18 protein-coding genes are annotated in these 23,809 nt (G+C 65.8%); 10 read left to right on the top strand and 8 right to left on the bottom strand.

The annotated features are described in order from the left end of the window. The first annotated feature begins 40 nt into the window (after positions 1-40). The 3 genes from ACOQPI_RS15805 to ACOQPI_RS15795 all read left to right on the top strand — a co-directional run bounded on the left by ACOQPI_RS15805 (position 41) and on the right by ACOQPI_RS15795 (position 6,183). The gene (locus ACOQPI_RS15805; RefSeq protein WP_420620575.1) at positions 41-1,426 is read left to right on the top strand and encodes an amidohydrolase family protein; all 1,386 of its coding nucleotides are present in this window, start codon (positions 41-43) and stop codon (positions 1,424-1,426) included. An 82-nt stretch (positions 1,427-1,508) separates the two neighbouring features. After that, positions 1,509-3,827 (top strand): arylsulfatase, encoded by a 2,319-nt coding sequence (locus ACOQPI_RS15800; protein WP_420620574.1) that lies wholly within the window; start codon positions 1,509-1,511, stop codon positions 3,825-3,827. Between the two features lie 31 nt (positions 3,828-3,858). Beyond that, on the top strand, positions 3,859-6,183 hold the full coding sequence (locus ACOQPI_RS15795; protein ID WP_420620573.1) for an arylsulfatase: 2,325 nt from the start codon (positions 3,859-3,861) through the stop codon (positions 6,181-6,183). Between the two features lie 25 nt (positions 6,184-6,208). Here the strand turns inward: ACOQPI_RS15795 and ACOQPI_RS15790 are convergent, their stop codons facing one another. Next, entirely contained in the window at positions 6,209-7,690 is a 1,482-nt protein-coding gene (locus ACOQPI_RS15790; protein WP_420620572.1) for a sulfatase-like hydrolase/transferase, read from the bottom strand. Between the two features lie 109 nt (positions 7,691-7,799). On the opposite strand from ACOQPI_RS15790, the gene ACOQPI_RS15785 reads away from it, so the two are divergent. The 3 genes from ACOQPI_RS15785 to ACOQPI_RS15775 all read left to right on the top strand — a co-directional run bounded on the left by ACOQPI_RS15785 (position 7,800) and on the right by ACOQPI_RS15775 (position 11,761). Beyond that, a complete protein-coding gene (locus ACOQPI_RS15785) occupies positions 7,800-9,962 on the top strand; it encodes an ABC transporter substrate-binding protein (protein ID WP_420620571.1) in 2,163 nt (720 codons plus the stop codon). Positions 9,963-10,041: 79 nt separating this feature from the next. Then, entirely contained in the window at positions 10,042-10,818 is a 777-nt protein-coding gene (locus tag ACOQPI_RS15780; RefSeq protein ID WP_420620570.1) for an ABC transporter ATP-binding protein, read from the top strand. Continuing rightward, positions 10,805-11,761, top strand: coding sequence for an ABC transporter permease (locus ACOQPI_RS15775; protein WP_420620569.1), 957 nt, complete (start codon positions 10,805-10,807; stop codon positions 11,759-11,761). The genes ACOQPI_RS15780 and ACOQPI_RS15775 overlap by 14 nt, the downstream gene beginning before the upstream one ends. A gap of 30 nt (positions 11,762-11,791) precedes the next feature. Here the strand turns inward: ACOQPI_RS15775 and ACOQPI_RS15770 are convergent, their stop codons facing one another. The 6 genes from ACOQPI_RS15770 to ACOQPI_RS15745 all read right to left on the bottom strand — a co-directional run bounded on the left by ACOQPI_RS15770 (position 11,792) and on the right by ACOQPI_RS15745 (position 18,907). Further along, complete coding sequence (locus ACOQPI_RS15770; RefSeq protein ID WP_420620568.1) at positions 11,792-13,270, bottom strand: DNA-methyltransferase; 1,479 nt, start codon at positions 13,268-13,270, stop codon at positions 11,792-11,794. A 102-nt stretch (positions 13,271-13,372) separates the two neighbouring features. Beyond that, positions 13,373-13,693: a hypothetical protein gene (locus ACOQPI_RS15765; RefSeq protein ID WP_420620567.1), complete on the bottom strand. Its 321-nt coding sequence runs from the start codon at positions 13,691-13,693 to the stop codon at positions 13,373-13,375. 70 nt (positions 13,694-13,763) lie between these two features. Further along, the gene (locus ACOQPI_RS15760) at positions 13,764-14,543 is read right to left on the bottom strand and encodes an ABC transporter ATP-binding protein (protein WP_420620566.1); all 780 of its coding nucleotides are present in this window, start codon (positions 14,541-14,543) and stop codon (positions 13,764-13,766) included. Positions 14,544-14,601: 58 nt separating this feature from the next. Continuing rightward, on the bottom strand, positions 14,602-16,500 hold the full coding sequence (locus ACOQPI_RS15755) for an ABC transporter ATP-binding protein (RefSeq protein WP_420620565.1): 1,899 nt from the start codon (positions 16,498-16,500) through the stop codon (positions 14,602-14,604). 2 nt (positions 16,501-16,502) lie between these two features. Then, on the bottom strand, positions 16,503-18,455 hold the full coding sequence (locus ACOQPI_RS15750; protein ID WP_420620564.1) for an ABC transporter ATP-binding protein: 1,953 nt from the start codon (positions 18,453-18,455) through the stop codon (positions 16,503-16,505). Further along, complete coding sequence (locus ACOQPI_RS15745; RefSeq protein WP_420620563.1) at positions 18,452-18,907, bottom strand: MarR family winged helix-turn-helix transcriptional regulator; 456 nt, start codon at positions 18,905-18,907, stop codon at positions 18,452-18,454. Before ACOQPI_RS15745 ends, ACOQPI_RS15750 begins: the two co-directional genes overlap by 4 nt. A gap of 80 nt (positions 18,908-18,987) precedes the next feature. Between ACOQPI_RS15745 and ACOQPI_RS15740 the strand changes: the two genes are divergently transcribed. Genes ACOQPI_RS15740 through ACOQPI_RS15730 form a run of 3 tightly spaced genes read left to right on the top strand, consistent with a single transcriptional unit; the run spans position 18,988 to position 22,284 of the window. Then, positions 18,988-20,316 carry a hemolysin family protein gene (locus ACOQPI_RS15740; protein ID WP_420620562.1) on the top strand — a complete coding sequence of 443 codons (1,329 nt, stop codon included), beginning with the start codon at positions 18,988-18,990 and terminating at the stop codon, positions 20,314-20,316. After that, positions 20,313-21,368, top strand: coding sequence for a hemolysin family protein (locus ACOQPI_RS15735; protein WP_420620561.1), 1,056 nt, complete (start codon positions 20,313-20,315; stop codon positions 21,366-21,368). Before ACOQPI_RS15740 ends, ACOQPI_RS15735 begins: the two co-directional genes overlap by 4 nt. A 7-nt stretch (positions 21,369-21,375) precedes the next feature. Next, positions 21,376-22,284 (top strand): TIGR03619 family F420-dependent LLM class oxidoreductase, encoded by a 909-nt coding sequence (locus ACOQPI_RS15730; protein ID WP_420620560.1) that lies wholly within the window; start codon positions 21,376-21,378, stop codon positions 22,282-22,284. Positions 22,285-22,296: 12 nt separating this feature from the next. Here the strand turns inward: ACOQPI_RS15730 and fabI are convergent, their stop codons facing one another. Continuing rightward, positions 22,297-23,064, bottom strand: coding sequence for an enoyl-ACP reductase FabI (gene fabI / locus ACOQPI_RS15725; protein WP_420620559.1), 768 nt, complete (start codon positions 23,062-23,064; stop codon positions 22,297-22,299). A gap of 73 nt (positions 23,065-23,137) precedes the next feature. Between fabI and npdG the strand changes: the two genes are divergently transcribed. Further along, positions 23,138-23,803, top strand: coding sequence for an NADPH-dependent F420 reductase (gene npdG, locus ACOQPI_RS15720; protein ID WP_420620558.1), 666 nt, complete (start codon positions 23,138-23,140; stop codon positions 23,801-23,803). Positions 23,804-23,809: the final 6 nt, after the last annotated feature.

The raw sequence follows: 23,809 nt of genomic DNA, 5'->3' as shown, positions 1-23,809 counted from the left end.
TCACCGGCACACTCTACGGGGCAATAACTAGTCTCACCCCATGAGCGAGATGTCTCCCAGCGACGTTAGAGAGCGGCTCGACCACCCGGTGGTGGACAGCGACGGCCACTATTGGGAGCACTGGCCCGACTTGGATCGCTATGTGCGGGACGAGGGCATCAGCGAGGGGCTCAACGCTCTATGGGCCACGGGGACCTTCGACGGTAGTCCCCACTGGGCCGGGGTGGCTCCCGAAGACCGTCCCCGAGTGCGGCCATTTCGTCAGACGTGGTGGGGCGTTCCGTTCGGCAACACCGACGACCTGGCCGCGGCCATGGCTCCGGAGCTGATGTATCGCCGGCTAGACGAGCTGGGCTTAGATCTGGCCCTGTGCTACCCGACGTGGGGGCTGGTGGTGCCCAGCCAGCGCAACGACGAGATCCGCCGGGGGATGTGCCGGGCTTGGAACTGTTACACCGCTGACGTCTACGAAGGCTTCGGCGACCGCCTGGTGCCGGTGGCCACCATCCCCACCTCCACCCCTCAAGAAGCGGTGGAGGCGCTGGACCACGCGGTGGTCGATCTGGGCTTCAAAGTGGTGATGCTGGGCGGCTTCGCGGTGCGCGCCCTGGAGGGCGGGGGCACCTGGATCGACTCGCTGGGCCTTGATAGCGCCTACGACTACGACCCGCTGTGGCAGCGGCTGGTGGAGCTGGGCACCGTGGCCGGCTTCCACTCCGGTTCGATGGGGTGGAGCGGGCGCCGGTCCATCACCAACTTCTCCTACAACCACATGGGCAACTTCGCGGGGGCCAGCGAGGCCACCCTCAAGTCGCTGCTGTTCGGCGGGGTGCTCCACCGGTTCCCCGATCTGCGGCTGGCCTTCCTCGAAGGGGGCACCACCTGGGCGGTGCAGTTGGTACACGACGTGATCGGCCACTACCACAAGCGCGGGCCCGAGGGTCTGCCGGCCTATGACCCTGACGCCTTCGACTCCGACCGGTTCGACCGGCTGCTGGCCGAGCACGCCGGAAAGCTCAACCCCGAGCCCGGCTTCGGCGCCCAGTTCGCCGACTTCTTCCGCACCCCCGACGTGGTGAACGACTTCGAGGCGTCGGGCATCACCGGGCCCGACGACGTGATCCGCCAGATCTCTACCTCCTGTTGGTTCGGATGCGAGGCCGACGACCCGCTCACCCGGCTGGCCTTCGATCCCGAACTGCCGGGCGGCATCCCGCTGAACGCCGTCTTCAGCTCCGATATCGCCCACTGGGACGTGGCCAATATGGTCGACGTGATGCCCGAGGCCTACGAGCAGGTGGAGAACGGCTGGCTCGACGAGCCGCAGTTCCGGGCCTTCATGTGCGACAACGCGGTGCGGCTCTGCACCGGCGCCGCCCCCGGTTTCTTCAAGGGCACGGTTCTCGAGGACTACCAGCCCGCCTGAACGCTGCCCTCCCAACATCCCTGCGGGGGAGCGCCGCTGGACATTGCCGTATTGTGTCGGCGGCGAACCACAAGGAGATCCGATGACCGATCAGCGCCAGCAGGAGCACTACCCCGGGTTCGAGGGCACGGTGGGAAAGATCATGGCCACCTCCGAGTCGTGGTGGCCGCCCCGCCCCACCCCTCCCGAGGGCGCCCCCAACGTGGTGGTTGTGCTGGCCGACGATCTGGGCTTCTCCGACGTGAGCTGCTACGGCTCGGAAATCGCCACCCCGGCTATCGACGAGCTGGCCGCCACTGGGGTGCGCTACACCAACTTCCACGTCACCCCGCTGTGCTCGCCCACCCGGGCCGCGTTATTGACCGGGCTCAATTCCCACCACGTGGGGGTGGGCTTCGTGGCCAACGCCGATCCCGGCTTCCCCGGCTACGCCGGTGAGCTGCCCCACAACCAGCAAACGCTGGCCGAGATGCTCAAGGCCAGCGGCTACGCCACCATGGCAGTGGGCAAGTGGCACCTGTGCAAGGAGACCGACTTGTCGATTGCCGGCGACACCCACTCGTGGCCGCTTCAGCGGGGTTTCGACCAGTTCTACGGATTCTTGGAAGCGCTCACCAACTTCCATCACCCCCACCTGATGTATGAAGGCAACAGTCCCATCGACATCGCCGAGTATCCCGAGGGCTACTACCTGACCGACGATCTCACCGACCGGGCCTGCCGCATGATCCGCGAGGTTAAGGCCACCGATCCCGACAAGCCGTTCTTCCTGTACTACGCCCACGGGGCGGTCCACGCCCCGCTGCACGCCAAGGCCGAAGACATCGCCCGCCATCGGGGCAACTACGACAAGGGCTGGGACCAGCTCCGCGAGGAGCGCTTGGCCCGCCAGATCGAGTTGGGTGTGGTGCCACCCGACACGGAGCTGCCGCCCCGGAACTTCGAGCCTGACGAGGACGTGCGGGCCTGGGACAGCTACCCCGAGGGCGAGCGCCGGGTCATGGCCCGCTACATGGAGGTGTACGCCGCCATGGTGGAGTCAATCGACGACAGCGTGGCCCGCATCCGGGCCGAGCTGGAGGCCATCGGCCAGCTCGACAACACCATCTTCGTGTTCACCAGCGACAACGGTGCATCCCGCGAGGGCCGGGCCCAGGGCACTACCTCCTACTTCACCTACAGCAACCCCGGAGCGATGTCGTCGGCGGAGGTGAGCGAAGAGGAGATGAACGCCCTAGATGCCATCGGTGGCCCCACCACCTGGCCCCACTACCCCCGGGGCTGGGCCATGGCCTGCAATACCCCCTTCCGGTTGTACAAAATCACCTCCTATCGGGGCGGCCACTCGGTGCCGTTCGTTTTCTCGTGGCCGGCCCGCACCGCGGCGGTGGGCGGGGAACTGCGCCACCAGTACGCCCACATCATCGACCTGCTGCCCACCCTTTCGGAGATGGTGGGGGTGGATGTCCCCACTGAGCGTCAGGGATTGGCCTCCGAAGCGCCCGATGGGGTGTCGTTCGCCGCGACCTTGAGCAATCCCGACGCCCCCTCCGAGCGCACCGAGCAGTACTACGAGTGCATCGGCCACCGGGCCTACTACCGCGACGGCTGGGGAGCGGCCGCCTTCCACGAGTTCATGACCCCGTTCAGCAATGACCGCTGGGAGCTGTTCAACCTGGAGGAGGACCTCAACGAGCGGGTCGACCTGGCCGAGGCCGAGCCCGAGAAGCTGGCCGAGCTGGTGGAAGCCTGGGAGGAGGCCGCCTGGCGCAACCGGGTTTATCCCCTCGACGAGGGCACCGGGCTGTACCGCCTTCTCCGTCCCGCCGAGCACGACCTGCTCACCCGGCCGCTTCGGATCCTGCCCGGCACTCCCACCGTGGAGCGCTATCGGGCATCGAGGGTCATTGCCGGGGGTAACTTCACCGTCACCGTCGACCTGCACCACCGGTCGGGCGACCAAGGGGTGCTGGTGGCCCACGGCGGGCAGGCGTCGGGCTATGTGCTCTACATCGAAGACGGCACCCTTCATTTCGAGGTGAACAGCGGCGGCCAGCCCATGGTGTTCGACCCCATGGACCTGCAGGGGGAGTGCCAGCAGATAGCTCTCGACGTCCAAGCCCCTGGCGGGCGCATCTGGAATATCACAGTGAGCGCTGATGGCCAGACCGGCATCACCGCGACGGACATCCCCCAGATATACGGCTTCATCCCCTGGGAAGGCATCGACGTGGGCGTCGACCGCCGGTCCCCGGTGTCGTGGCAGCTCCACCAGCGCCACGGCTCCTTCCCCTACACCGGCACCATCCATCAAGTGACCTACAACCCCGGCCCCCCCGCCCCCGACACCGAAGAAGTCCGCCTAGCCGAACTCCGCGAAATCGGAATGGCCCTCGAATAGCACTAACCTCCCAGCCGACCAAGGGGGGCACATGACCGATCAGCGCCAGCAAGAGCACTATCCCGGATTCGGGGGCAAGATCGGACGCATCATCGCCACCTCGGAGTCGTGGTGGCCGCCCAAGCCCACACCGCCCCCCGATGCCCCCAACATCGTGGTTGTGCTGGCCGACGATCTGGGCTTCTCCGATCTGGGCTGCTACGGCTCAGAGATACCCACCCCGGCCATCGACGCGTTAGCCGCCTCCGGCGTGCGCTACACCAACTTCCACGTGACCCCGCTGTGCTCGCCCACCCGGGCCGCGCTGTTGACCGGACTCAACTCCCATCACGCCGGGATGGGGTTCGTGGCCAACGCCAACCCCGGTTTCCCGGGCTATGCCGGCGAGCTGCCCCACAACCAATCAACGCTGGCCGAGATGCTCAAGGCCAACGGCTACGCCACTGCGGCGGTGGGCAAGTGGCATCTGTGTTTGGAGTCCGACCTGTCAATCGCCGGCGACACCCACTCGTGGCCGCTCCAGCGGGGCTTCGACCAGTACTACGGGTTCTTGGAGGCCCTCACCGACTTCCACTTCCCCCACCAGCTTTATGAGGGCAACAACCCCGTGCATGTGGACGAGTATCCCGAGGGCTACTACCTGACCGACGATCTCACCGACCGGGCCTGTCGCATGATCCGCGAGGTCAAGACCACCGACCCCGACAAGCCGATCTTTTTGTACTACGCCCACGGGGCGGTCCACGCTCCGCTGCACGCCAAGGCCACCGACACCGCCCGCCACCGGGGCAACTACGACAAGGGCTGGGATCAGATCCGCGAGGAGCGCCTGGCCCGCCAAAAGGAATTGGGCATCGTTCCCGCCGACGCCGAGCTGCCCCACCGCAATACCGAGCCCAACGAGGATGTAAGGGCCTGGGACAGCTATGCCGAGCCCGAACGCCGGGTGATGGCCCGCTACATGGAGGTGTACGCCGCCATGGTGGAATCGATCGACGAGAGTGTGGCCCGCATCTCAGCCGAGCTGGAGGCCCTTGGCCAACTCGACAACACCATCTTCGTGTTCACCAGCGATAACGGGGCGTCCCGGGAAGGCCGGGCCCAGGGCAGCACCTCGTATTTCACCCACAGCGGCACCGGTGCCCGGCCCTCGCCCGACGTGGGCGAATTCGAGATCGAAGCCCTGGAGGCCGACGCCATCGGCGGCCCCACCACCTGGCCCCACTACCCCCGGGGCTGGGCCATGGCCTGCAACACTCCCTTCAGGCTCTACAAGATCACCGCCCACCGGGGCGGCCACTCGGTGCCCATGGTGCTGTCGTGGCCGGCCCGCACCGCGGCCATCGGCGGGGAGCTGCGCCACCAATACACCCACATCACCGACTTGCTGCCCACCCTGGCCGACCTCCTCGGCCTCGACGTGCCCACCGAGCGCCAGGGACAGGCCTCTGACGCCCCCGACGGGGTGTCGTTCGCGGCCACCCTGAGCGACGCCGACGCCCCGTCCGACCACACCGAGCAGTACATCGAGTGCATCGGCCACCGGGGCATGTACCGCGACGGTTGGGGGGCGGCCATCTTCCACGAGCACCACACCCCGTTCAGCGAGGATCGCTGGGAGCTGTTCAATTTGGCCGACGACTTCAACGAGCGCAACGACCTGGCCGACGCCGAGCCCGAGAAGCTGGCCGAGATGGTGGAGGCGTGGGAGGAGGCCGCCTGGCGCAACCGGGTCTTCCCCCTCGACGAGGCCTCCGGGTTGTTCCGCACGGTTAAGCCGCCCGAGCACGCCAAGCTCACCCGGGAGCTGCGGATCCTGCCTGGATCGCCCACCGTGGAGCGATTGCGGTCGTCCCGGCTCATCGCCGGCGGCAACTTCACCATCACCGTGGATCTGCACCACCGCCCCGGTGACCAGGGCGTGCTGGTGGCCCACGGCAGCCAGGCGTCGGGCTATGTGCTCTACATCGAGAACGACGCCCTGCACTTCGTGGTCAACAGCTCCGGCCGGTACCTGACCGCCGACCCGGTAAGCCTGGCGGGGGAGTGCCGTCAGGTTGTGGTCGACGCCGCCGCCCCCGGCGGGCGCATTTGGAATTTCACCGTGAGCGCCGACGGGCAGGTCGGTGCCAGGCTCGCCGAAGTCCCCCAGATGATCGGCTTTCTGCCCTGGCAGGGCATCGATGTCGGGCTCAACCGGCGCTCCCCGGTGTCGTGGGACCTCTACCAGCGCCACGGCACCTTCCCCTACACCGGCACCATCCACCAAGCCACCTACAACCCCGGCCCCCCCGCCCCCGACGCCGACGACGCTCTCCTAGAAGACTTCCGCGAATTCGGAATGTCCCTCGAGTAGCCCCCGCCGCCCCGCCGGAGGATGGTTACGAGTACTCCGCAACCTCCAACTCCCGCAACACCTCAAACCTCTCCCGCAGTTCCCGACGCCGACCCCGATCGTTGGCCAGATTCACCAATTCGTGCGGATCATCATCGTGGTCGTACCACTCATGGTCGTGATCGTCGAAGTCGGCGTCGGGCCCGAACAGCATGGAGTCGCCCAGCGACGCTCCGAGGTTGCTGACCCCTCCGCCGATGCCGTAGTAGCGGCAGTACTTGTGGCGGCCGTCGAACACCCCCGATGACGCGTAGCGCACCTTCTCCACCCCCAGGTACCACGGCCATCGCTGGGCGAACAGGATGTGGTCGCGGATCACCGTTGACTGGTCGTCGAACAGCGGGCTCAGGCTCTGGCCGGGCAGATCTGAGGCGTCCACCCCAGCCAGCTCCAAGATGGTGGCGGCCAGGTCGGTGTGGCAGGTGAGCGATTCGGTGGCTGTCCCCGCCGCAGTAAGCCCCGGCGCCGAAACATAGAGCGGGATCCGCATGGTCTCCTCGTAGTTCCACGGCCCCTTGGACCGCAGCCCGTGCGAGCCGCACTGGTCGCCGTGGTCGGAGGTGAACACCACCACGGTGTTGTCCCACTGGTCGATGTTGTCGAGCGCGGCCAAGATCACCGCCAGGCACTGGTCGCTCAGCTGGTGCAGCTTCACGTAGTAGTCGAGCTGGCGCAGCCACAGGTCGTGGTCGCCGGGGTCCATCGGTCCAGGGGTGCTGTTGCGCTCCATCTCCAGCAGCCACCGGCGGTGCACATCGGGCTTGGTGTGCAGGTCGTCGTCGAAGTTCTCGGGCAGCTCGGTACACCACCGCTCGATCTCGTGGTCGAAGGCGGGCAGGTTGGTGGCCCGGCCCCACTTGCGCCGGTCGAGCTTCTCCCGGCTCTGGGCCACGTAGTCAGGTGCCTGCTCCCAGAACCAGGGCTGGTCGAGCGGGAACCACATGATGTCGTGGGGGTTCACCAAGCCCACCGTCAAGAACCACGGCTGGGTTGCGCCTTGCTGGGCGCGCAGCCAGGCGGCCGAGTCGGCGGCGATGGGCTCGTCGAACTCGGTGCCGCTGCCGGGCAGTCCCCAAAAGGCCATGTCGTTGCCGGTCCAGTCGGAGAACCCGTAGGCCTCCATATCGGGCTCAGCGGAGGCTTCAAGGTGCCACTTACCCTTGTAGGCAGTGCGGTAGCCGGCCTCCCGCAGCCGGGTGCCCAGGGTGGGGATGTCGGTGGAGAGCTGTGTGTTGTTGGGATAGCTGGAGTTCTCGGTCACCCCGTGCTCGTCCATGTGGAGTCCGGTGAACAAGGTGGCCCGCGACGGCGAGCACGGCGACGTGTGGGTGTAGTGGCGGCGGAATTCCAGCGAGCGGTCCAACAAGCGCTGGCGGGCGGGAAGCGGCACGCCGGGGGGCAGCCAATCCCGCTGGCGCTCCTGATCGGATACCAGCAATAAGATGTTGGGAGGCCTGGTTTCGGGCATCGAGGGCAGCGTAGTGGCGCGCCGGGCCGTAAATCTTGCGCTTCCGATAATTTAGTGGTGGACTATCGGCCTGAACGTTGCGCAATCGCGCCTGCCCGAGGGGGACTCCATGAAAACGCGTTCTTGGTTGTATTCGCTTTTCGCCATTTTGCTGGCGTTTTCGTTGGTTGCCACCGCTTGTGGCAATGACGACGACGATCCTGGAGCGGGCCCGGCTCCGTCTTCGGACGATTCCGGCGACGACGGGACTGCCGACGATTCCGGCGACGACATGGCCGACGATTCCGGCGACATGGCTGGCGACGATTCCGGCGACGACATGGCCGATGACTCCGGCGACATGGCTGGCGACGATTCCGGCGACGACATGTCAGAGGACGCCGTAGTCATGGAGGAGATCGGCCCGCCCGAAGACACGGTGGTCACGGTGTGCGACGCGCCGTCCTTCACGCAGATCTATGCCAAGGTGATGGACAATCGAGGCTTCGCTGAGAACCGAGGATTCGAGATGGACTTCGTGGCCTGCCACTCCGGTGCCGCCCAAGCCGCCGCCTTGGTCTCCGGGCAGGTTGATATTGCCCTGAACACCCCCGACAACATGCTGGGAATCCGCAACGCTGATTTCGACGTGGTGATGTTCGCCCAGGTGGTGGACAACCATTTCTTCGACATTGTGGTCAGCAACAACTTCGGCGAAATCGACTGCCCGCAGGGCGATTGGGAATGCGCCATGGCCGCGCTCAACGGCACCCGAGTTGGCGTTGTTGCCCGAGGGGTCGCCGCTGAGCAGATCGCCCGCCAGCTCTTGGACTCCGCTGGGTTCGACCCCGACGATTCCACCTACATCGCCACCGGCTTGGCTGGCACCACGCTGGCCGCCTTGGACGCCGACGAGGTGGATTGGGCCATCACCTTTGAGCCCGGTTTGAGCACAGCCGAACTCGACGACATTGGCTACGCCCCGTTCCGGCTGCGGGCGGGCGATGGGCCAACCGAACTGGACTGGCCATCGGCGATCATGCTCACCGCACGCTCTTATTGGGACGCCAATCCCAACACCGTCTTGCACTACCGGGCCGCGATCCTCGAGGCCATGGAGTGGTTGCGCGACCCGGCCAACCGCGACGCGGTCCTGGAGGAGTTGGACGCTCACCTGGGCCTCGACCCTGAAATGGCTGCGTACATATTCGACAACAACATCGGCTCGATGACGGTGACCGCTGAACTCGACCCGGTTCGGATCACCAACAACGTCAACTACGCCGTTGGCCGGGGCATCCTGGCCGAGGCCCAAGAATTCGGCGAATTCGCGGTGGGCCCGGACATTGATGTGATCCTGCCGCCAGCACTGGTGCCGGAGACGACAACCGTCAACATCTGCCAGGCGCCCTCGTTCAATGGAATGATCCCTCACATCGCCGAAGAGGAGGGCTTCTTTGCCGACCGCGGCATCGACGGCGAGTTTGTCCAGTGCCACTCCGGTCCGGCCAACGCCGCGGCGCTGATTGCCGGCGAAGTCCACTTCGTCCAGAACACGCCCGACAACATGCTGGGCATCCGCAACGCCGGGTTCGACGTGGTGATGTTCCAGCAGCTGGTGGACAAGCACTTCTTCGACATTGTGGTGTCCAACAACTTCGGGCCGATCGATTGCGAGCAAGGCGACTGGCAGTGCGCCATGCAAGAGCTTGAGGGCACCAACGTTGGTGTGGTGGCCCGCGGCGCGGCGGCCGAGCAGATTGCCCGCCAGCTCATTGACTCTGCCGGACTTGATCCCGACGGCGCGACCTACATCGCCACTGGCTTGTCGGCTACTACGCTGGCGGCTCTTATATCGGGCGAGGTGGACTGGGCTATCACCTTCGAACCCGGTCTGAGCCAGGCCATCGTTGACGATATCGGCTACGCCCCGTTTGCCCTGAGAGCCGGAGATGGTCCGGCCGAGCTGGACTGGCCGTCGTTGGTCAATACCGCCTCACGGGAGTTCATCGAGAACAATCCCAACACGGTGGCCATCTTCGCCCAGGCCAGTCGTCAAGCCATGGACTTCATGCGCAATCCGGCCAACCGCGAGGCGGTGCTGGAGTACATGAGCGACTTCCTCAGCTTGGAGGGCGCAGTGGCTGAAACAGTCCTCGATTCCAACATCGGAAGCTTGTCGCTCAACGGTGCACTCCAGCCCGCCCGCCTCCAGAACAATGTGGACTACGCGGTGGGCCGCGGCATCCTCGAAGAGGCCCAGGATCTCGACGAGTTCACGGTTTCTCCATAGCCAACCCCTCTTCTGGTCGGGCGGCCTGCTCAGGCCGCCCGACCGGAGGGGATGACTAAGGTGTCTTGATGGTGGCGTCGTGAATCCAGCGGTCGAACTGAAGGATGTAACCCTCATCTTCGGGGGCGATCACCCCAAAGACGAGCCGGTACTCGCCGTCCAAGACATCGACCTTGCCATCCCGCCCGGCCAGTTCGTGGCGGTGGTGGGGCCAAGCGGCTGCGGCAAAACCACCATCTTGAACATGCTGGCCGGGCTCATCGGCGCCACCCGAGGATCGGTGATGCGCCACGGCCAGGAGATCGACGGCCCCAGTGACGACATCGGCTACATGCTGGCCCGCTCGGGGCTGAGCCCGTGGCGCACCGCTCGCCGCAACGTCGAACTGGGGCTTGAGTTCCGGGGGGTGCCCAGGGGTGAGCGGCGCGAGCGGGCTATGGGGCTTTTGGCCAAGCTGCGGCTGGAGGGATTTGCCGACTCGTTCCCCTCCCAGCTCAGCCAGGGCATGCGCCAGCGGGTGGCCATCGCCCGCACGCTGGCCATCGACCCCGACCTGTGGCTCATGGACGAGCCTTTCGGGGCGCTCGACGCCCAGACTCGCCTCACCGTCCAGTCTGAGTTTTTGGACCTGTGGTACGAGACCCACAAGACGGTCATCTTCGTGACCCACGACCTTGAAGAAGCCGTGCTGCTGGCCGATCGGGTGGTGGTGATGACCGCCCGCCCCGGTCGTATCAAATCGGACACCATTGTGGATTTGGCCCGGCCCCGGGTGATCGACGAGCTCCGCTTCGACCCGGTGTTCCGGGAGACCGAGCACAAGATCTGGGAGGAGCTGCGCGGTGAGATCGTCTGACGTCGACGAGCCTCGGGAAGCCGACATGGCCGACCAAGTCGGGTTGGCCGACGCGCTCAGCCAGGAGGAAGTGGAGGCGCTGATCCCCCAAGAGTCCATTTGGAGATACCGCCTGCGCCAGCTCGACATCCCGGTTCAGTTGTTGAGGATCGGGATTTTGTTCGCAATCTGGGCGCTGTGGCACTACGAGGTGGTCTGGAACGGCTGGGAGTGGCTCTCGATTGCCGGCATCCAGCCGTTCCCAAATGTGCCCGAGACGTTCCGGGCCAGCCCCGGGGAGACCTGGGAGTACTTCACCCAGATCTACCACGAGAAGCTCTTCTGGCAAGACCTCTGGGTCACGGTGAAAGAGGCGCTGTTCGGCTTCGTGATCGGCTCCATCCTCGGCTTGCTGGTGGGCATCGTCCTCGGGCGCTTCCAGCGGGCGTCAAAGACGTTCGGGCCGTTCATCGTGGTGATCAACGCCATGCCCAAGATCGCGTTCTTGCCGCTGATCTTGATCGTGTACGGCGTGGGCGAGACCTCCAAGGTGGTTTTGGCCGTGATCATCGTGTTCTTCATCGTGCAGGTGCCCACCCAGGCCGCGGTGGCGCTGGTGGATCCCGACTTGGACATGGTGGCCCGCACCATGGGCGCATCCCAGCGCCAACTCTTCACCAAGGTCACGCTGCCCGGCATCACCCCGGCGGTGTTCGGCGCTCTGCGGCTGTCGGCGGTTATCTCGGTGCTGGCGGTGGTGTTCGGCGAGATCTTCTCGGCCCGTCGCGGCCTCGGCCAGCGCCTCATCACCGCGGCCAACCAGCTCTCCTACGGCGACACCTTCGCCATCGTGTTCATCCTGGCCCTGATTGCGCTCATCATGAACGGCGGCATCGGCTTCGCCGAGCGCAAAGCCCTCCGCTGGCAAGCCACCCAACAGGGCGGCCAAGTCATCTCCCTGTAGGAGTTCCGTTAGTCCCGAAGTCGCCCGGTGTCAGGACTCGCCGCGGGCCAGCTTTTCGAGGCGGGCCAGGTCGTCAGGGTTGAGCATTCCGATCACGTCATGGATCGGTTGCGTGGGGCCGGTAACTGCTTCGAGTGCCCGATTTCCGGAGCTGCCAGAGGCCGGTCGGTCAGTGGTCAACAGGACCAAGGGCGGGTTTTGTTCGTTGGCGTGCAGGACACACGCTTTGCCCAGTGCCTTCCAGAGCGTGTCCGTACGGCGCAGCCCAGGGCGTTTTGTGACGCTGAACGCTCCAGACACGTCAAACAGCCACTTTTGCCCTTTCCTGTCAACGGCTTGAAAATTGATCTCCACTCCGCTCGGAAAACGGATCTTTTCCTCAATGTGGCTAAAGCCGCATTTCCTCAGGATCTCACGAGCCATTTCTTGAGCCTTGCGGCCTTGCTGACCTGCCCGCGCCTGGAAATCAATGTCCTCTACGGTGCCAGCCCCGTTGTTCGAAGTTCTGCCGCCCAAGCGCGTTGATGCTGGTTCGTCGTCAAGGTCTTCAAATAGGTGCAGATTGCCGTTTCGTGATGGCGAGACCGTGACCTCCCAGTTCAGCTCTCTTGGGTGCTTCTCAGACTGCTTTTTTCGCTCTTCAGAGACTCGTTCTTCAGCTATCGAGATGTACTCAGCCTCGGTATCGAAACCAACGTAGTGACGCTTGGTTCGAACTGCGGCCACCGCAGTCGTTCCAGCGCCCATGAACGGGTCCAGCACCAAGTCGCCCCGGTAGGTGTAGAGATCAATCAGCCGTTCGGGCAATTCCACTGGGAACGGCGCTGGATGTCCCAACCGCTTAGCGGACTCAGTTCGTATCTCCCATACGTCAGTGGTGGCCTCCATGAACTCGTCCACGAAGGCAGTGCCTAAAGAGGGCAGGTCCAATTCGGCTCGTTCTGGCGCGCTAATGGCTCTATCGAATCGCCCCTTGGAGGCAATTACCACTCTTTCAGTGACATCTCGTAGCACAGGATTGCCCGGTCGCTGGAAGCTGCCCCAGGCGCAGCTCCCGCTGGCACCCTGGGCCTTTCGCCAAATGACTTCACCACGAAGCAGCAGCCCTAGGCGGTCTTGGAGTATTGCGATGACGTCGGCCGATAAGGAGCGGTAAGGGCGGCGCCCTAAGTTGGCCACATTTACTGCGATGCGACCCCCCGGCTCCAGCTTGCGCACGCACTCGGCGAACACCTCTTCCAGCATGTCGAGAAAAGAGAAGTAATCGGCAGGGATTTGGCCCTCACCTACTGCCTCCTCGTACTCCTTGCCGGCAAAATATGGAGGTGACGTGACTACAAGCGCCACCGAGTTGTCAGCTATGTCTCCGTGGGCATCCATGTCGCGGGCGTCACCCACCCAGAGTTGGTCGACACAGGCATGGGGGGCGATTTCGGAGTCCTCGCTGATTTCCGGTACCGGAAACCGCTTGTAGAACGCGGAGGCATCATGACCTTCCCGTCGGCTCACTCCGAAATTAGAGGTCGCCGTCGATTGCCGACGCCGCGCAGAATCCACCTATCGAAGTTACATCGCAGCAGTGACAACTTGGCGGAGGTCGGACGTCCGCCGCTATTGGGAAGAGTCGGGACCGGGCTCCGAGACTTCGGCTCGGCCCTCGAGGCGGCCCACCCGGTGGCAAAGGTCCATGACGACTCCGGTGAGCTTGTCGAGCCGGGTGTTGACCTCTCTGAAGCCTTCAGTCATGTCGTCGCGGAGCTTGGTGTTGTCCGAGCGCGCTTCGGCACGCACTTCCTTGAAGCCTTCAGTCATGTCGTCGCGGAGCTTGGCATTGTCGGCGCGAAGCAGGGCGATGTCGGATCGACGGCCGCGGTCGAGGTACAGCACCAAGGTGATAATGATCCCCAGCATGGCGAGTATGGCTTGTTCCACAAGTCCTCCTTAGAGGGCTCTATGCAGGGGGAAGCTTGGGGTCAGTGTAACAGGATCATCAACCGCAGCGTCAACGAGCTTGGGAGTGCCAGCGGCCGTTGCGGTGCTCTAGTTCTAGGGGGAGGCCGAAGCAGGCTGAGAGGGAATCGGAGGTCAGCACTTCTTCCAGGGGGCCCTGGGCCAGCACACGTCCCTCTCGCAGCAACAGTACGTGGGTGAAGCTGGCGGGGATCTCCTCGGTGCGGTGGGTGACCATCACCAGGGGAGGGGCGGCGGGGTCGGCGGCCAGGCGGGTGAAGTCGGTCACCAGCATCTCTCGGCCGCCCAAGTCCAGGGTGGAGGCGGGCTCGTCCAGCAGCACCAGGCCGGGGTCGGTCATCAGACTGCGGGCGATCTGCACCCGCTGGCGCTCGCCCGACGACAAGGTGGCGATGGTTCGGTCGCCCAGCCCCCCCGCTCCCAACTGCTCCAGCAGCAATGCCGCCCGCTCCCGGTCGTCATCGGTGTAGTCGTGCCACCACGGCTCCAAGGCGCCGTGGCGGGCGGTCATCACCACATCGACCGCCTTCAGATGGGGCCTCAGCATCTGGGCCAGCGCAGGTGATACGAACCCCACCCGATGCCGCAGCCGGCGCACGTCCACCTCGCCCAGCCGCTGGCCCAACACCTCAACGGACCCCGTGGTGGGGTGCTCGTAGAGTGCGGCGATGCGCAGCAGCGAGGTCTTGCCGCTGCCATTGGCCCCCAGCACCACCCACCGCTGATCGGACGCCACTTTCCAGTCCACGTCGGCGAGGATGGGCCGCTTATCGCGAGTGAATCCCACTCCGGTCATCCGCAGCGGGGTCATTCGGTGCCCACTCCGGTCATCCGCAGCGCCAAAGTCCGCGTCTGGTTGCCCATGATGCTCAGTTGGCGTGGGCCATCCAGGTGGCGTACATGTCGGCGTAGTGGCCGCCTTGGGCCACTAGCTCATCGTGGGTGCCGATCTCGGTGATCCTGCCGTCTTCCACCACTGCGATCCGGTCGGCTCGCATGGCGGTGGCCAGCCGGTGGGCGATGATGATGGCCGTCCGCCCCTCCAGCACCACGTCCAACGCGGCCTCGATCTTCGACTCCGATCGCAGGTCGAGGTTGGAGGTGGCCTCGTCCAGCACCAGCACCCGGGGCCGGGCCAGAAACGCCCGGGCCAGCGCCAGCAGCTGCCGCTCGCCGGCCGACAGGGATGCTCCCCGCTCGTGGACCTGGGAGTGTACGTCATCGGGCAGCCGCTCCAGAAGCTCGGTCAACCCCACCACCCGACAGGCTTCCAACACCTCGGCCATCGATGCCTCAGGACGGGCGAAGGCCACGTTGTCGCGGATGGATCCGTAGAACAGGAAGGGCTCCTGGGGTACAACTCCCAACTGGCGGCGGAGCGAGGGCAGCGAGACCGTGCGAAGGTCGTGGCCGTCGATGCAGACCGTTCCCTGCTGGGGGTCGTAGAACCGGGCGATGAGCTTGGCCACCGTGGACTTGCCCGCCCCGGTGGGCCCGACCACCGCCAGGCTCTCGCCCGGTGCCAGCCGCAAGCTCACGTCGTGCAGCACCGGGGTGTCGTCCTCATAGCCGAAGCTCACTTGGTCGAGAGTGATCTCTCCCTCGATGGCGGGCAGTTCCACGGCATCGGGGGCCTCTATGACCGAGGGCTCGTTCATCAGCACCTCGCGCAGCTTCTTGGCCGAAGCCTGCCCTTGCTGGTAGCCGTTGTAGAGCTGCACGAGCTGCTGGATGGGGGCGAAGAAAAAGGTTAGGTACAGCACGAAGGCGGTGAGCTCGCCGGGGGTCAGACTCCCGTTGATCACCATGGTCCCGCCGATCACCACGAGGAGGGCCTGGCCGATGATCACAATGGCCTCAGTGGTGGGGGCGTAGATGGATGCCGCCCGCACTCCGGCCAAGTTGGCGTCCTTGTGCCGCCCCACCACGTTGTTGTGGTGGACCACGTTGTGGCGTCGGCGGTTGTGGGCGGTGATCACCCGGATGCCGGCCAGGCTCTCCTGCAAATCGGCCAGCACATCGGCGATACGGTCCCGCACCAGCCCGTAGTACAGGTTGGACACCCTCCGGAACCAGATGCTGAGCACGAACGTGCCCGGCACCACGATCACGAGGGTCAGCACCGCCAGCAGCGGATTCAGGTAGAACAACACACCGGTGATCACCGCGAGCACCAGCGTTTGCACCGCGAAGTTCACCAGGCCCTCTTGGAACAGCACGGTCAGGGCCTCGATGTCGCTGGTCATGCGGGTCATCAGCACGCCCGCCTTCTCCCTGGTGAAGAAGTCCAGTGACAGCCGCTGGTAGTGGGAGAACACCCGCATCCGCAGGGCGTACATCAGCCGCTCGCCCAGCTTGCCGGTATAGCGGATGCGCCAAGACGAGCTGAAGGCATGGGCCACCACCGTGCTCAAGAACACCGCGGCCACCACCATGAGCACCTGGACGTTGCCCGACCGCACGCCGTGGTCGATGCCGATCTGGGCCAGCAGCGGCCCTGTCTGCATCATGGCCGACTCGATCACCACCAACAGCAGCGCGATGGCCAACTGGCGCCGGAAGGGCCACAGCAGGGTGCGCAGGGTGAGGGGCGGGTCGGCGGGCTGGCGGTGGCTGAAGTCGACATCTACCGGGGGATACTCCGGCTCCTTCCTGAGCACCTCCTCCACCTGGACTCGCAGGTTGCCGGGCACTCCGGCATGGGGGAGCCCGGCGTCGCGGGCCGCGCTCTGGGCCTGGGGCCCGCCGAAATACCCTCCCCAGCCCACCGCTAGCGCCCGTTCCCGAAGAGCCAGGGGTCGCCGGTCCCGTCGGAGAACCCGGTTCGGCTGCGGCCCACCTCCGCGTCCGGGGCGCGGCGCCTGGTGCGGTCGCCGTCGCCGTTGCCCGAAACGTCGCCCATTTCATCGTCGCTATGGCGGGCCAGAATCTCCACGTAGTGGGGATCGGTGGCGAGAAGCTCGGCGTGGGTGCCCATGTTGGCCACCCGGCCCTGATCGATCACCACCACCCGTTCAGCCAGGCTGATAGTGGACAGGCGGTGGGCGATGATGATGGTGGTGCGATTGGCCATCAGCTCTTGCAGGGCGGTGTGGATGGCCTCCTCCACGGTCACGTCGATGGCGCTGGTGGCGTCGTCGAGCACCAGCACCTTGGGGTTGGCCAAAAGCGTCCGGGCGATGGCGATGCGCTGGCGCTGACCACCCGACAAGGTGTAGCCCCGCTCGCCGACCACCGAGTCGTAGCCGTGGGTCAATTCGCTTATGAAGCCATGGGCCTGGGCGGCCACCGCGGCGGCGACGACATCGGAGCGGGACGCGTCAGGGCGGCCGTAGGCGATGTTGTTGTGGACCGACGCCGAGAACAGGAACGGCTCGTCCAGCACCAGTCCGACGGTGTGGCGCAGGCTTCGCAAAGTCACTTCCCTCACATCGAGCCCGTCGACGCGAACCGAGCCGCCGTCCACGTCGTAGAACCGGTCTAGGAGCCGGGCCACGGTCGACTTGCCGGATCCCGTGCTGCCCACGATGGCCACCCGCTCGCCTGGTTCTATGTGCAGGGTGAAATCGTCGAGCACCGGGGTCTCGGGGTTGTAGCCGAAGCTGACCTGCTCGAAGTCCACCTGCCCTCGGGGGTGCACGATGTCGACGGCGGTCGGGGAGTCGACGATCTCGGGTTCCTCGTCGAGGATCTCATAGATACGCTGGGCCGCCGCGCTGGCCCGCTGGCCCTGCATGAGCATGAACCCCGCCATGCGGAACGGAACCTGGAGCATGATCACGTAGGCGCTGAACGCCAGCAGCGTCCCGATCGACACCACCCCCTCGATGGCCAGCCAGCCGCCGTAGAGCACCACCATGGCGGTGCCCAGCCGCGGCAGCGACTCGATGAGGGGATTCCAGCGGGATCGGCTGTTGGCGATCTCCACGTTGGTCCACTGGATGCGCTGGGCCGACCGGCCCAGCAGGGCGATCTGGCGCTCTTCGGCGGCGAACGACTTCACCACTCGGGTGCCGTTCACGTTCTCGTCCACAATGGTGGCCAAATCGGCCATGCGGGCCTGCGTCACCCACGACAGCGGGAATACCTCATTGCGGAACTTCAGGCCGAACCAGTAGACCCCGGGCAGCGGGGCCAGCGCCACCAGCGCCAGCCAGGGGTGGACGTACAGCATGAACCCCAGGGCCATCACGAACATCAGCACGTTCATGCTGACGAGAGGTCCGAAGGCGAGCAGCAATTGCAGCGAGCGGATGTCACTGTTGGCTCGGGAGATGACCTCTCCCGACTGGGTGCGGTCGTAATACGAGAACGACAGCCGGGTCAGGTGCTCGTACATGATGGCCCGCAGGTCGGTCTCCACGTTCCAGCCCAGCTTGAACAACTGGTAGCGGTAGACCCCGCCGAACACCAGCCGCCCGATGCCGAAGGCGGCGGTGAGTCCGAAGACGATCCACAGCGCCTGGCGGTTGCCTTCGATGGCCGCGTCCACCGCCGAGCGGCCCAATGCCGGGACTGCCGCTTGGATGGCCAGTGCCACCACGCCGGTAACCACGCCGATCAGCATTGTCCGGCGGTAGGCCCCTACCAATGGCCAGAGCCGCTTCATCCAGCCCTTGGTTTGGTCGGGGTCGATGCCTGCCGGGGGCGGGTCGTATTGGGCCCCTACCGCGACCGGCTCAAAATCAGGGGTGCCGACTGGTCCGACGTCAACCGCGGTCACTGCTGGGTCTCCATAGCGGTTCGATACCGGTTCAGCGCCTCATTCCAAAGGGCCAGCCCGTCCATCGCCCGATCGGTCTGGTCATCGTCGAGGTGGGAGGCGATCCTGGTGATCCGCTCGGCCACTGCGGCATCGGCCGCAGCGAGCGCTTCTCGTCCTGCCTCGGTCAGCTCATGGGCTACTTTGCGACGGTCGGCCGGGTCGGATTTCCGCTGGAGCAGACCCCGCCTCTCCAACCCGTCGGCCAGGGCGGTCACGCTGGGCCGGCTCACCGCCAGCCGTCCGGCCACAGCCGAAGCAGCCGCGTTTCCTTCCGAAAGGAACAGCAGCAGGCGATACTGGGAGGGTGACAAGTCCAGGTCTCCCAGCGCCACCGCCACTTGGCGGGCGAGGCGCGTCGCCGCCTGAGCTGCCTCTAGCGCCACTCGAGACGGCGATGGTTTGAGACTCACATGTTTAGTCTCTCTAAAGAATATGGCCGATGCCAAGCCCTGTGCCTGGTAGTTGCCCCATTCCTGGTATTCGGTAGCCCATGAGCTGGACCACCTCAGTGGGGCTGGTGGCCGCTGCGCTTCTGATCGGAGCCAACGCGGTTTTCGTGGCCGTCGAGTTCGCCCTGGTGGCAGTTGACCGGATTCGCATCGAGCGGCTGGCCACCGAGGGCCGACGGGCCGCCCGGGCCACCCTGTCGCTGCTCAAAACCCTGTCGTTCCAGTTGTCCGGGGCGCAGTTCGGCATCACCGTCACCTCGCTGGCGCTGGGCTTCATCGCCCGGCCGTCCATCGCCGAGGCCCTGGAGCCGGTGGCCGAACGCATCTCCGAGGGCGCTGCCACCGGGTTGTCCATCGCCGCGGCGCTGATCATCGCCGTGGTTGTTCAGATGGTCTTGGGGGAGCTGGTGCCCAAGACCTTGGCCATTGCCCGCCCGCAGTCCACGGCCATGCGCTTGGCCGCCCCCATGAGGGGCTTCACCGCGGTCACCCGGCCGTTCATCCGCCTGTTGGACGGTTCGGCCAATTGGGTGGTAACCCGGTTGGGGATCGAGCCCACAGAGGAGTTGAGTGAGGCCCGCTCCCGCGAGGAGTTGGCCTGGCTGATCCGATCCTCGGGCCAAGAGGGGTCGATGCGCCCGGCCCGAGCTCGCTTGTTGACCCGGGCGATTCGCTTTGCCGAGCACGATGCCGCCGACGTTCTGGTACCCCGGGTGTCGGTGGTCGCCATCGAGCACCACCAATCGGTGGCCGACCTGGTCTCGCTGTCCGGCCAGACGGGGTACTCCCGCTTTCCGGTCATCGGCGCCGATATCGACGATGTGGTGGGCGTGGCCTTGGTCAAGAACGTGTACGAGGTGCCGACCGGGAAGTGGTCCTCCACGCCGGTGTCGGCAATCATGCGATCGCCGCTGGTCGTGCCCGAGACCCGGAATCTGCGCTCTCTGCTGTTGGACATGAGATCCCAGCGGAGTCCCCTGGCCGTGGTCTTGGACGAGCACGGCGGCACTGCGGGCATCGTCACCCAGGAGGACTTGGTAGAGGAGATCGTGGGGGAGATTGCCGACGAGCACGACGACACCGAGCCCCCGGCGGTAGCCCGCGAGGCCGGAGAACTGGTGATCCAGGCCGGGATCCATCCCGACGAACTGGAGGACATGACCGGGTTTCGCGTGCCCGACGGTGACTACGAGACCCTGGCCGGTTTCATCTTGGACTACCTTCAGCGGATCCCCGCTGCGGGCGAGGTGTTCCGCTTCCAGGGCTGGGAGTTCCAGATCGAATCGGTCGACCGGCACCGCATCGACGCTGTCCGCTTGCGCCGGGTGGCCTCTGGCCACCCAACCCGTCAGATTCGAGCAGGCCAGTGACCGCGCTGTACATCGCGATTGCGGTGGTGCTGCTGGTGGCCAATGCCGGGTTCGTGGCGGTGGAGTTCGCGCTCATCGCCGCCCGACGGTCCCGCCTGGAGCCGTTGGCCGAGGCCGGCAACCGCCGGGCCCGGATGGCATTGGCGGCCATGAGCGACCTCAACCGGCAGTTGGCCGGCGCCCAGCTCGGCATCACCATGGCGTCGCTGGGATTGGGCTTCGTGGCGGAGCCGGCGGTGGCCCGCCTCATCGAGCGAGCGGTGGAATCCTTCGTGCATCTGCCCTCCGGGGTGCTGCACACCATCTCGTTCGCGGTGTCGCTGGCCCTGGTGGTGTACCTGCACATGGTTCTGGGGGAGATGGTCCCCAAGAACATCGCCCTGGCCGGTGCCGAGCGCACCGCCATGTGGTTGGCCCCAATGAACCGCCTCTATGCCATCGTCTTCGGTCCGCTCATCGGGCTGCTGAACCGCATCAGCCGGGGGATGGTGCGGCTGTGCAGGGTGGAGCCCGTCGACGAACTGCCCACCGCCCGTACCCCCCAGGAGTTTGCTGCCCTAGTGGAACACTCGGCCGCCGAGGGGCTGTTGGACGAGTTCGACCGGACGCTGCTGTCTAGCGCGCTGGAGCTGGCCGCTCGACCGGTGCGGGCCGTGATGGTGCCTCGCGAGCGGATCGTGGCGGTGGAGAGGGAGGCCACGGTGGAGGAGGTTCTTGATGTGATGAACGCCAGCGGCCACTCCCGGGTCTTGGTCCAGAACGGCTCGCCCGATCAGGTGGTCGGGTTCGTCCACGCCAAGGACCTCCTCGATATGACCGGTGATCGGGCGTCGCAGCCTCTCGGCGACGAGCTGATCAGGGTTGTGCCGGCCATCGAGGAGGAGACCTCCTTGGAGGGAGCGCTGGTACTGATGCAGGGCAGCCGACGCCATCTGGCTGTGGTCCGCCAGGGCGCCCACCGCCGCACTGTCGGCCTGGTCACCCTGGAGGATGTGCTGGAAGTGCTGGTCGGCGACCTCTTCGACGAGACCGACCGTGCGCAGGGGCCATAATGGCGGCATGAAATTCTGGTGCGTGACCGCGTTCATGAAGAGCACTGAGCTGGTGCCCATTGCCCAAATGGTTGATGAAGCCGGATACCACGGCATGGTGCTATCGGATCACATCTTCTATCCCCAAGACCTCAACAGCCCGTACCCGTACTCGCCCTATGAGGACGGACGCCCTATCTGGGACCCGGAGACGTCCTGGCCCGACACCTGGGTGACCATCGGGGCGATGATCGGCGCCACCGAGCGCCTGCACTTTTCCAACAACATCTTCATCGCCCCAAACCGACCCATCCTCTCGGTGGCCAAGCAGGTGTCCACTGCCGCAGTGATCTCCGGCAATCGGGTGGCGCTGGGAATGGCCGCGGGCTGGATGCGCGAGGAGTTCGAGCTGATGGGCCAGGACTTCGACAATCGCGGCCCCCGCACCAACGAGATGATCGAGGCTCTGCGGGCGCTGTGGAAGCCGGGCTGGGTGGAGTTCCACGGCGAGTTCTACGACATCCCGCCGATGATGATGGGTCCGGCGCCCGACCAGCCCATCCCCATCTATACTGGCGGCCATTCCGGGCCGGCGTTGCGCCGGGCGGCCCGCCACGCCGACGGCTGGGTGGGCAACGCCTACGACTGGGACACCCTGGCGGGCATCGTGGCCCGGTTGCGCGCGCTGCTGGCCGAGGAGGGCCGGGCCGACGACCACTTCGACATCATCTCCGGCTTCTACGAGCCGCCTTCACTGGATCTCTACCGCCGAGCAGAAGAGGAGTTGGGCATTACCGGGTTGTACGCCCTTCCCTGGGCCGAGCTCGAAGACGTCAGCACTGACAACCGGGCGGGCCTTTTGGAAAACGCATCGGCCTACCGGGATGCCATAAACCGCTTCGCCGACGACTTCGTCCTCCCCCTGGCCGACGGCTAGGCCGATCGAGAATCAGGCGCCCATGGCGTGGTAGCCGCCGTCCACATGGACCATCTCGCCCGTGGTCATCGGGAACCAGTCCGACAATAGGGCCACCGCGGCCTTGGCCACCGCTGAGCTGTCCTTGACATCCCAGCCCAGCGGGGCCTTGTCACCCCAAGTGTCCTCGAACACCTCGAAGCTGGGAATGGAGCGGGCGGCCATGGTGCGGATCGGCCCGGCGGCCACCAGGTTCACCCGGATGCCCTGGTCGCCGAGCGAGCGGGCCAGGTATCGGGCGGTGGACTCGAAGGCTGCCTTGGCCACCCCCATCCAGTTGTAGAAGGGCCAGGCCACAGTGGCGTCAAAATCGAGCCCCACGATCGAGCCGCCGTCGTCCATGAGAGGCACCACCACCTCGGCCAAGGTCTTGAGCGAATAGGCCGAGATCTCCAAGGCCACCTTCACGTCGTCCCATCCCGCGGCCATGAAGTCGTCACCCAAGCACACCTCGGGGGCGAACCCGATGGCGTGAACGGCACCATCCACCGACCCCCACCGGTCGGCTAGCTCGTCTCGCAGTGCGGCGGGATGGTCGGGGTCGGTTACGTCGAAGGGCAGCACCGGTGGTGAGCCTGGCAGCTTGCGGGCGGTTCGCTCGGTGAGGCTCAGGCCCCGCCCCGCGCCGGTCAGCACCAGTTCCGCACCCTCAACGGCGGCCAGCGAGGCGATTCCGAAGGCCAGCGAGGCATCGGTTAGAACACCGGTGACCAGAATCCGTTTCCCGTCGAGGAGTCCCATAATCGTTGGAGGCTACTCGCCTTGACATGGTCCTATGTGGGTTCGGGAGTACACCTCCTATACCGTTAGGCCGATGCGGATCGGGATTCTCGGAGGCACAGGACCGGCGGGCCGCGCCTTGGCTGTCCGGTTGGCATCGGTGGGAATCGAGACCGTGGTGGGGTCGCGTTCGGCGGAGCGGGCCGCCGAGATCTGCGAGGGCTTGTTGGCGGAATGGCCCGACCGCCAGCTCCCCCTGACCGGTTCGGCCAATCCCGGTGCCGCGTCTTGCGACGTGGTGGTGGTGGCCACCCCCTGGGATGCCGCCGCGGCCACTGCGGCCACCGTGGCCGATGAGCTGGCCGGCAAGGTGGTCATCAGCATGGCCAACGCACTGGCCAAGATGGGCCGGGAGTTCCAGCCGCTGATGCCCTCCCGGGGCTCGATCGCGGCGGCGGTGCAGGCTGCGGTACCCCAAGCCCTGGTATCGGGCGCCCTCCACCATGTGCCAGCCCATGATCTGGGCGACCTCAGCCGGCCCGTGGACTGCGACGTGCTGGTGTGCTCCGACCATCCCGAGGCCACCGTCACCACCATGGAAGTCATGAACAAGCTCCCCGGTGTCCGTGCCCTCGACGCCGGTCCGCTGTCGGGCGCGAGCCCGGTCGAGGCCTTTACCGCTGTGCTGCTTCAATTGAACGTCCGCTACAAGACCCGGGTGGCGGTCCGCTTCACTGGGTTGGGCCTCGAAGACGGCTGAGCCCGT

Source organism: Candidatus Poriferisocius sp. (assembly GCF_965219815.1).
Taxonomy (GTDB): domain Bacteria; phylum Actinomycetota; class Acidimicrobiia; order Acidimicrobiales; family Bin134; genus Poriferisocius.
The sequence above is the reverse complement of the archived record's forward strand: the minus strand, read 5'-3'. Positions and strand labels throughout refer to the sequence as shown.

Excerpts from the sequence above, each read along its gene's own strand:
- ACOQPI_RS15760 (WP_420620566.1), bottom strand. The coding sequence starts at position 14,543 with ATGACCCCGCTGCGGATGACCGGAGTGGGATTCACTCGCGATAAGCGG.
- ACOQPI_RS15785 (WP_420620571.1), top strand. The coding sequence starts at position 7,800 with ATGAAAACGCGTTCTTGGTTGTATTCGCTTTTCGCCATTTTGCTGGCG.
- ACOQPI_RS15740 (WP_420620562.1), top strand. The coding sequence starts at position 18,988 with ATGAGCTGGACCACCTCAGTGGGGCTGGTGGCCGCTGCGCTTCTGATC.
- ACOQPI_RS15730 (WP_420620560.1), top strand. The coding sequence starts at position 21,376 with ATGAAATTCTGGTGCGTGACCGCGTTCATGAAGAGCACTGAGCTGGTG.
- ACOQPI_RS15790 (WP_420620572.1), bottom strand. The coding sequence starts at position 7,690 with ATGCCCGAAACCAGGCCTCCCAACATCTTATTGCTGGTATCCGATCAG.
- ACOQPI_RS15800 (WP_420620574.1), top strand. The coding sequence starts at position 1,509 with ATGACCGATCAGCGCCAGCAGGAGCACTACCCCGGGTTCGAGGGCACG.
- ACOQPI_RS15795 (WP_420620573.1), top strand. The coding sequence starts at position 3,859 with ATGACCGATCAGCGCCAGCAAGAGCACTATCCCGGATTCGGGGGCAAG.
- npdG (WP_420620558.1), top strand. The coding sequence starts at position 23,138 with ATGCGGATCGGGATTCTCGGAGGCACAGGACCGGCGGGCCGCGCCTTG.
- ACOQPI_RS15805 (WP_420620575.1), top strand. The coding sequence starts at position 41 with ATGAGCGAGATGTCTCCCAGCGACGTTAGAGAGCGGCTCGACCACCCG.
- fabI (WP_420620559.1), bottom strand. The coding sequence starts at position 23,064 with ATGGGACTCCTCGACGGGAAACGGATTCTGGTCACCGGTGTTCTAACC.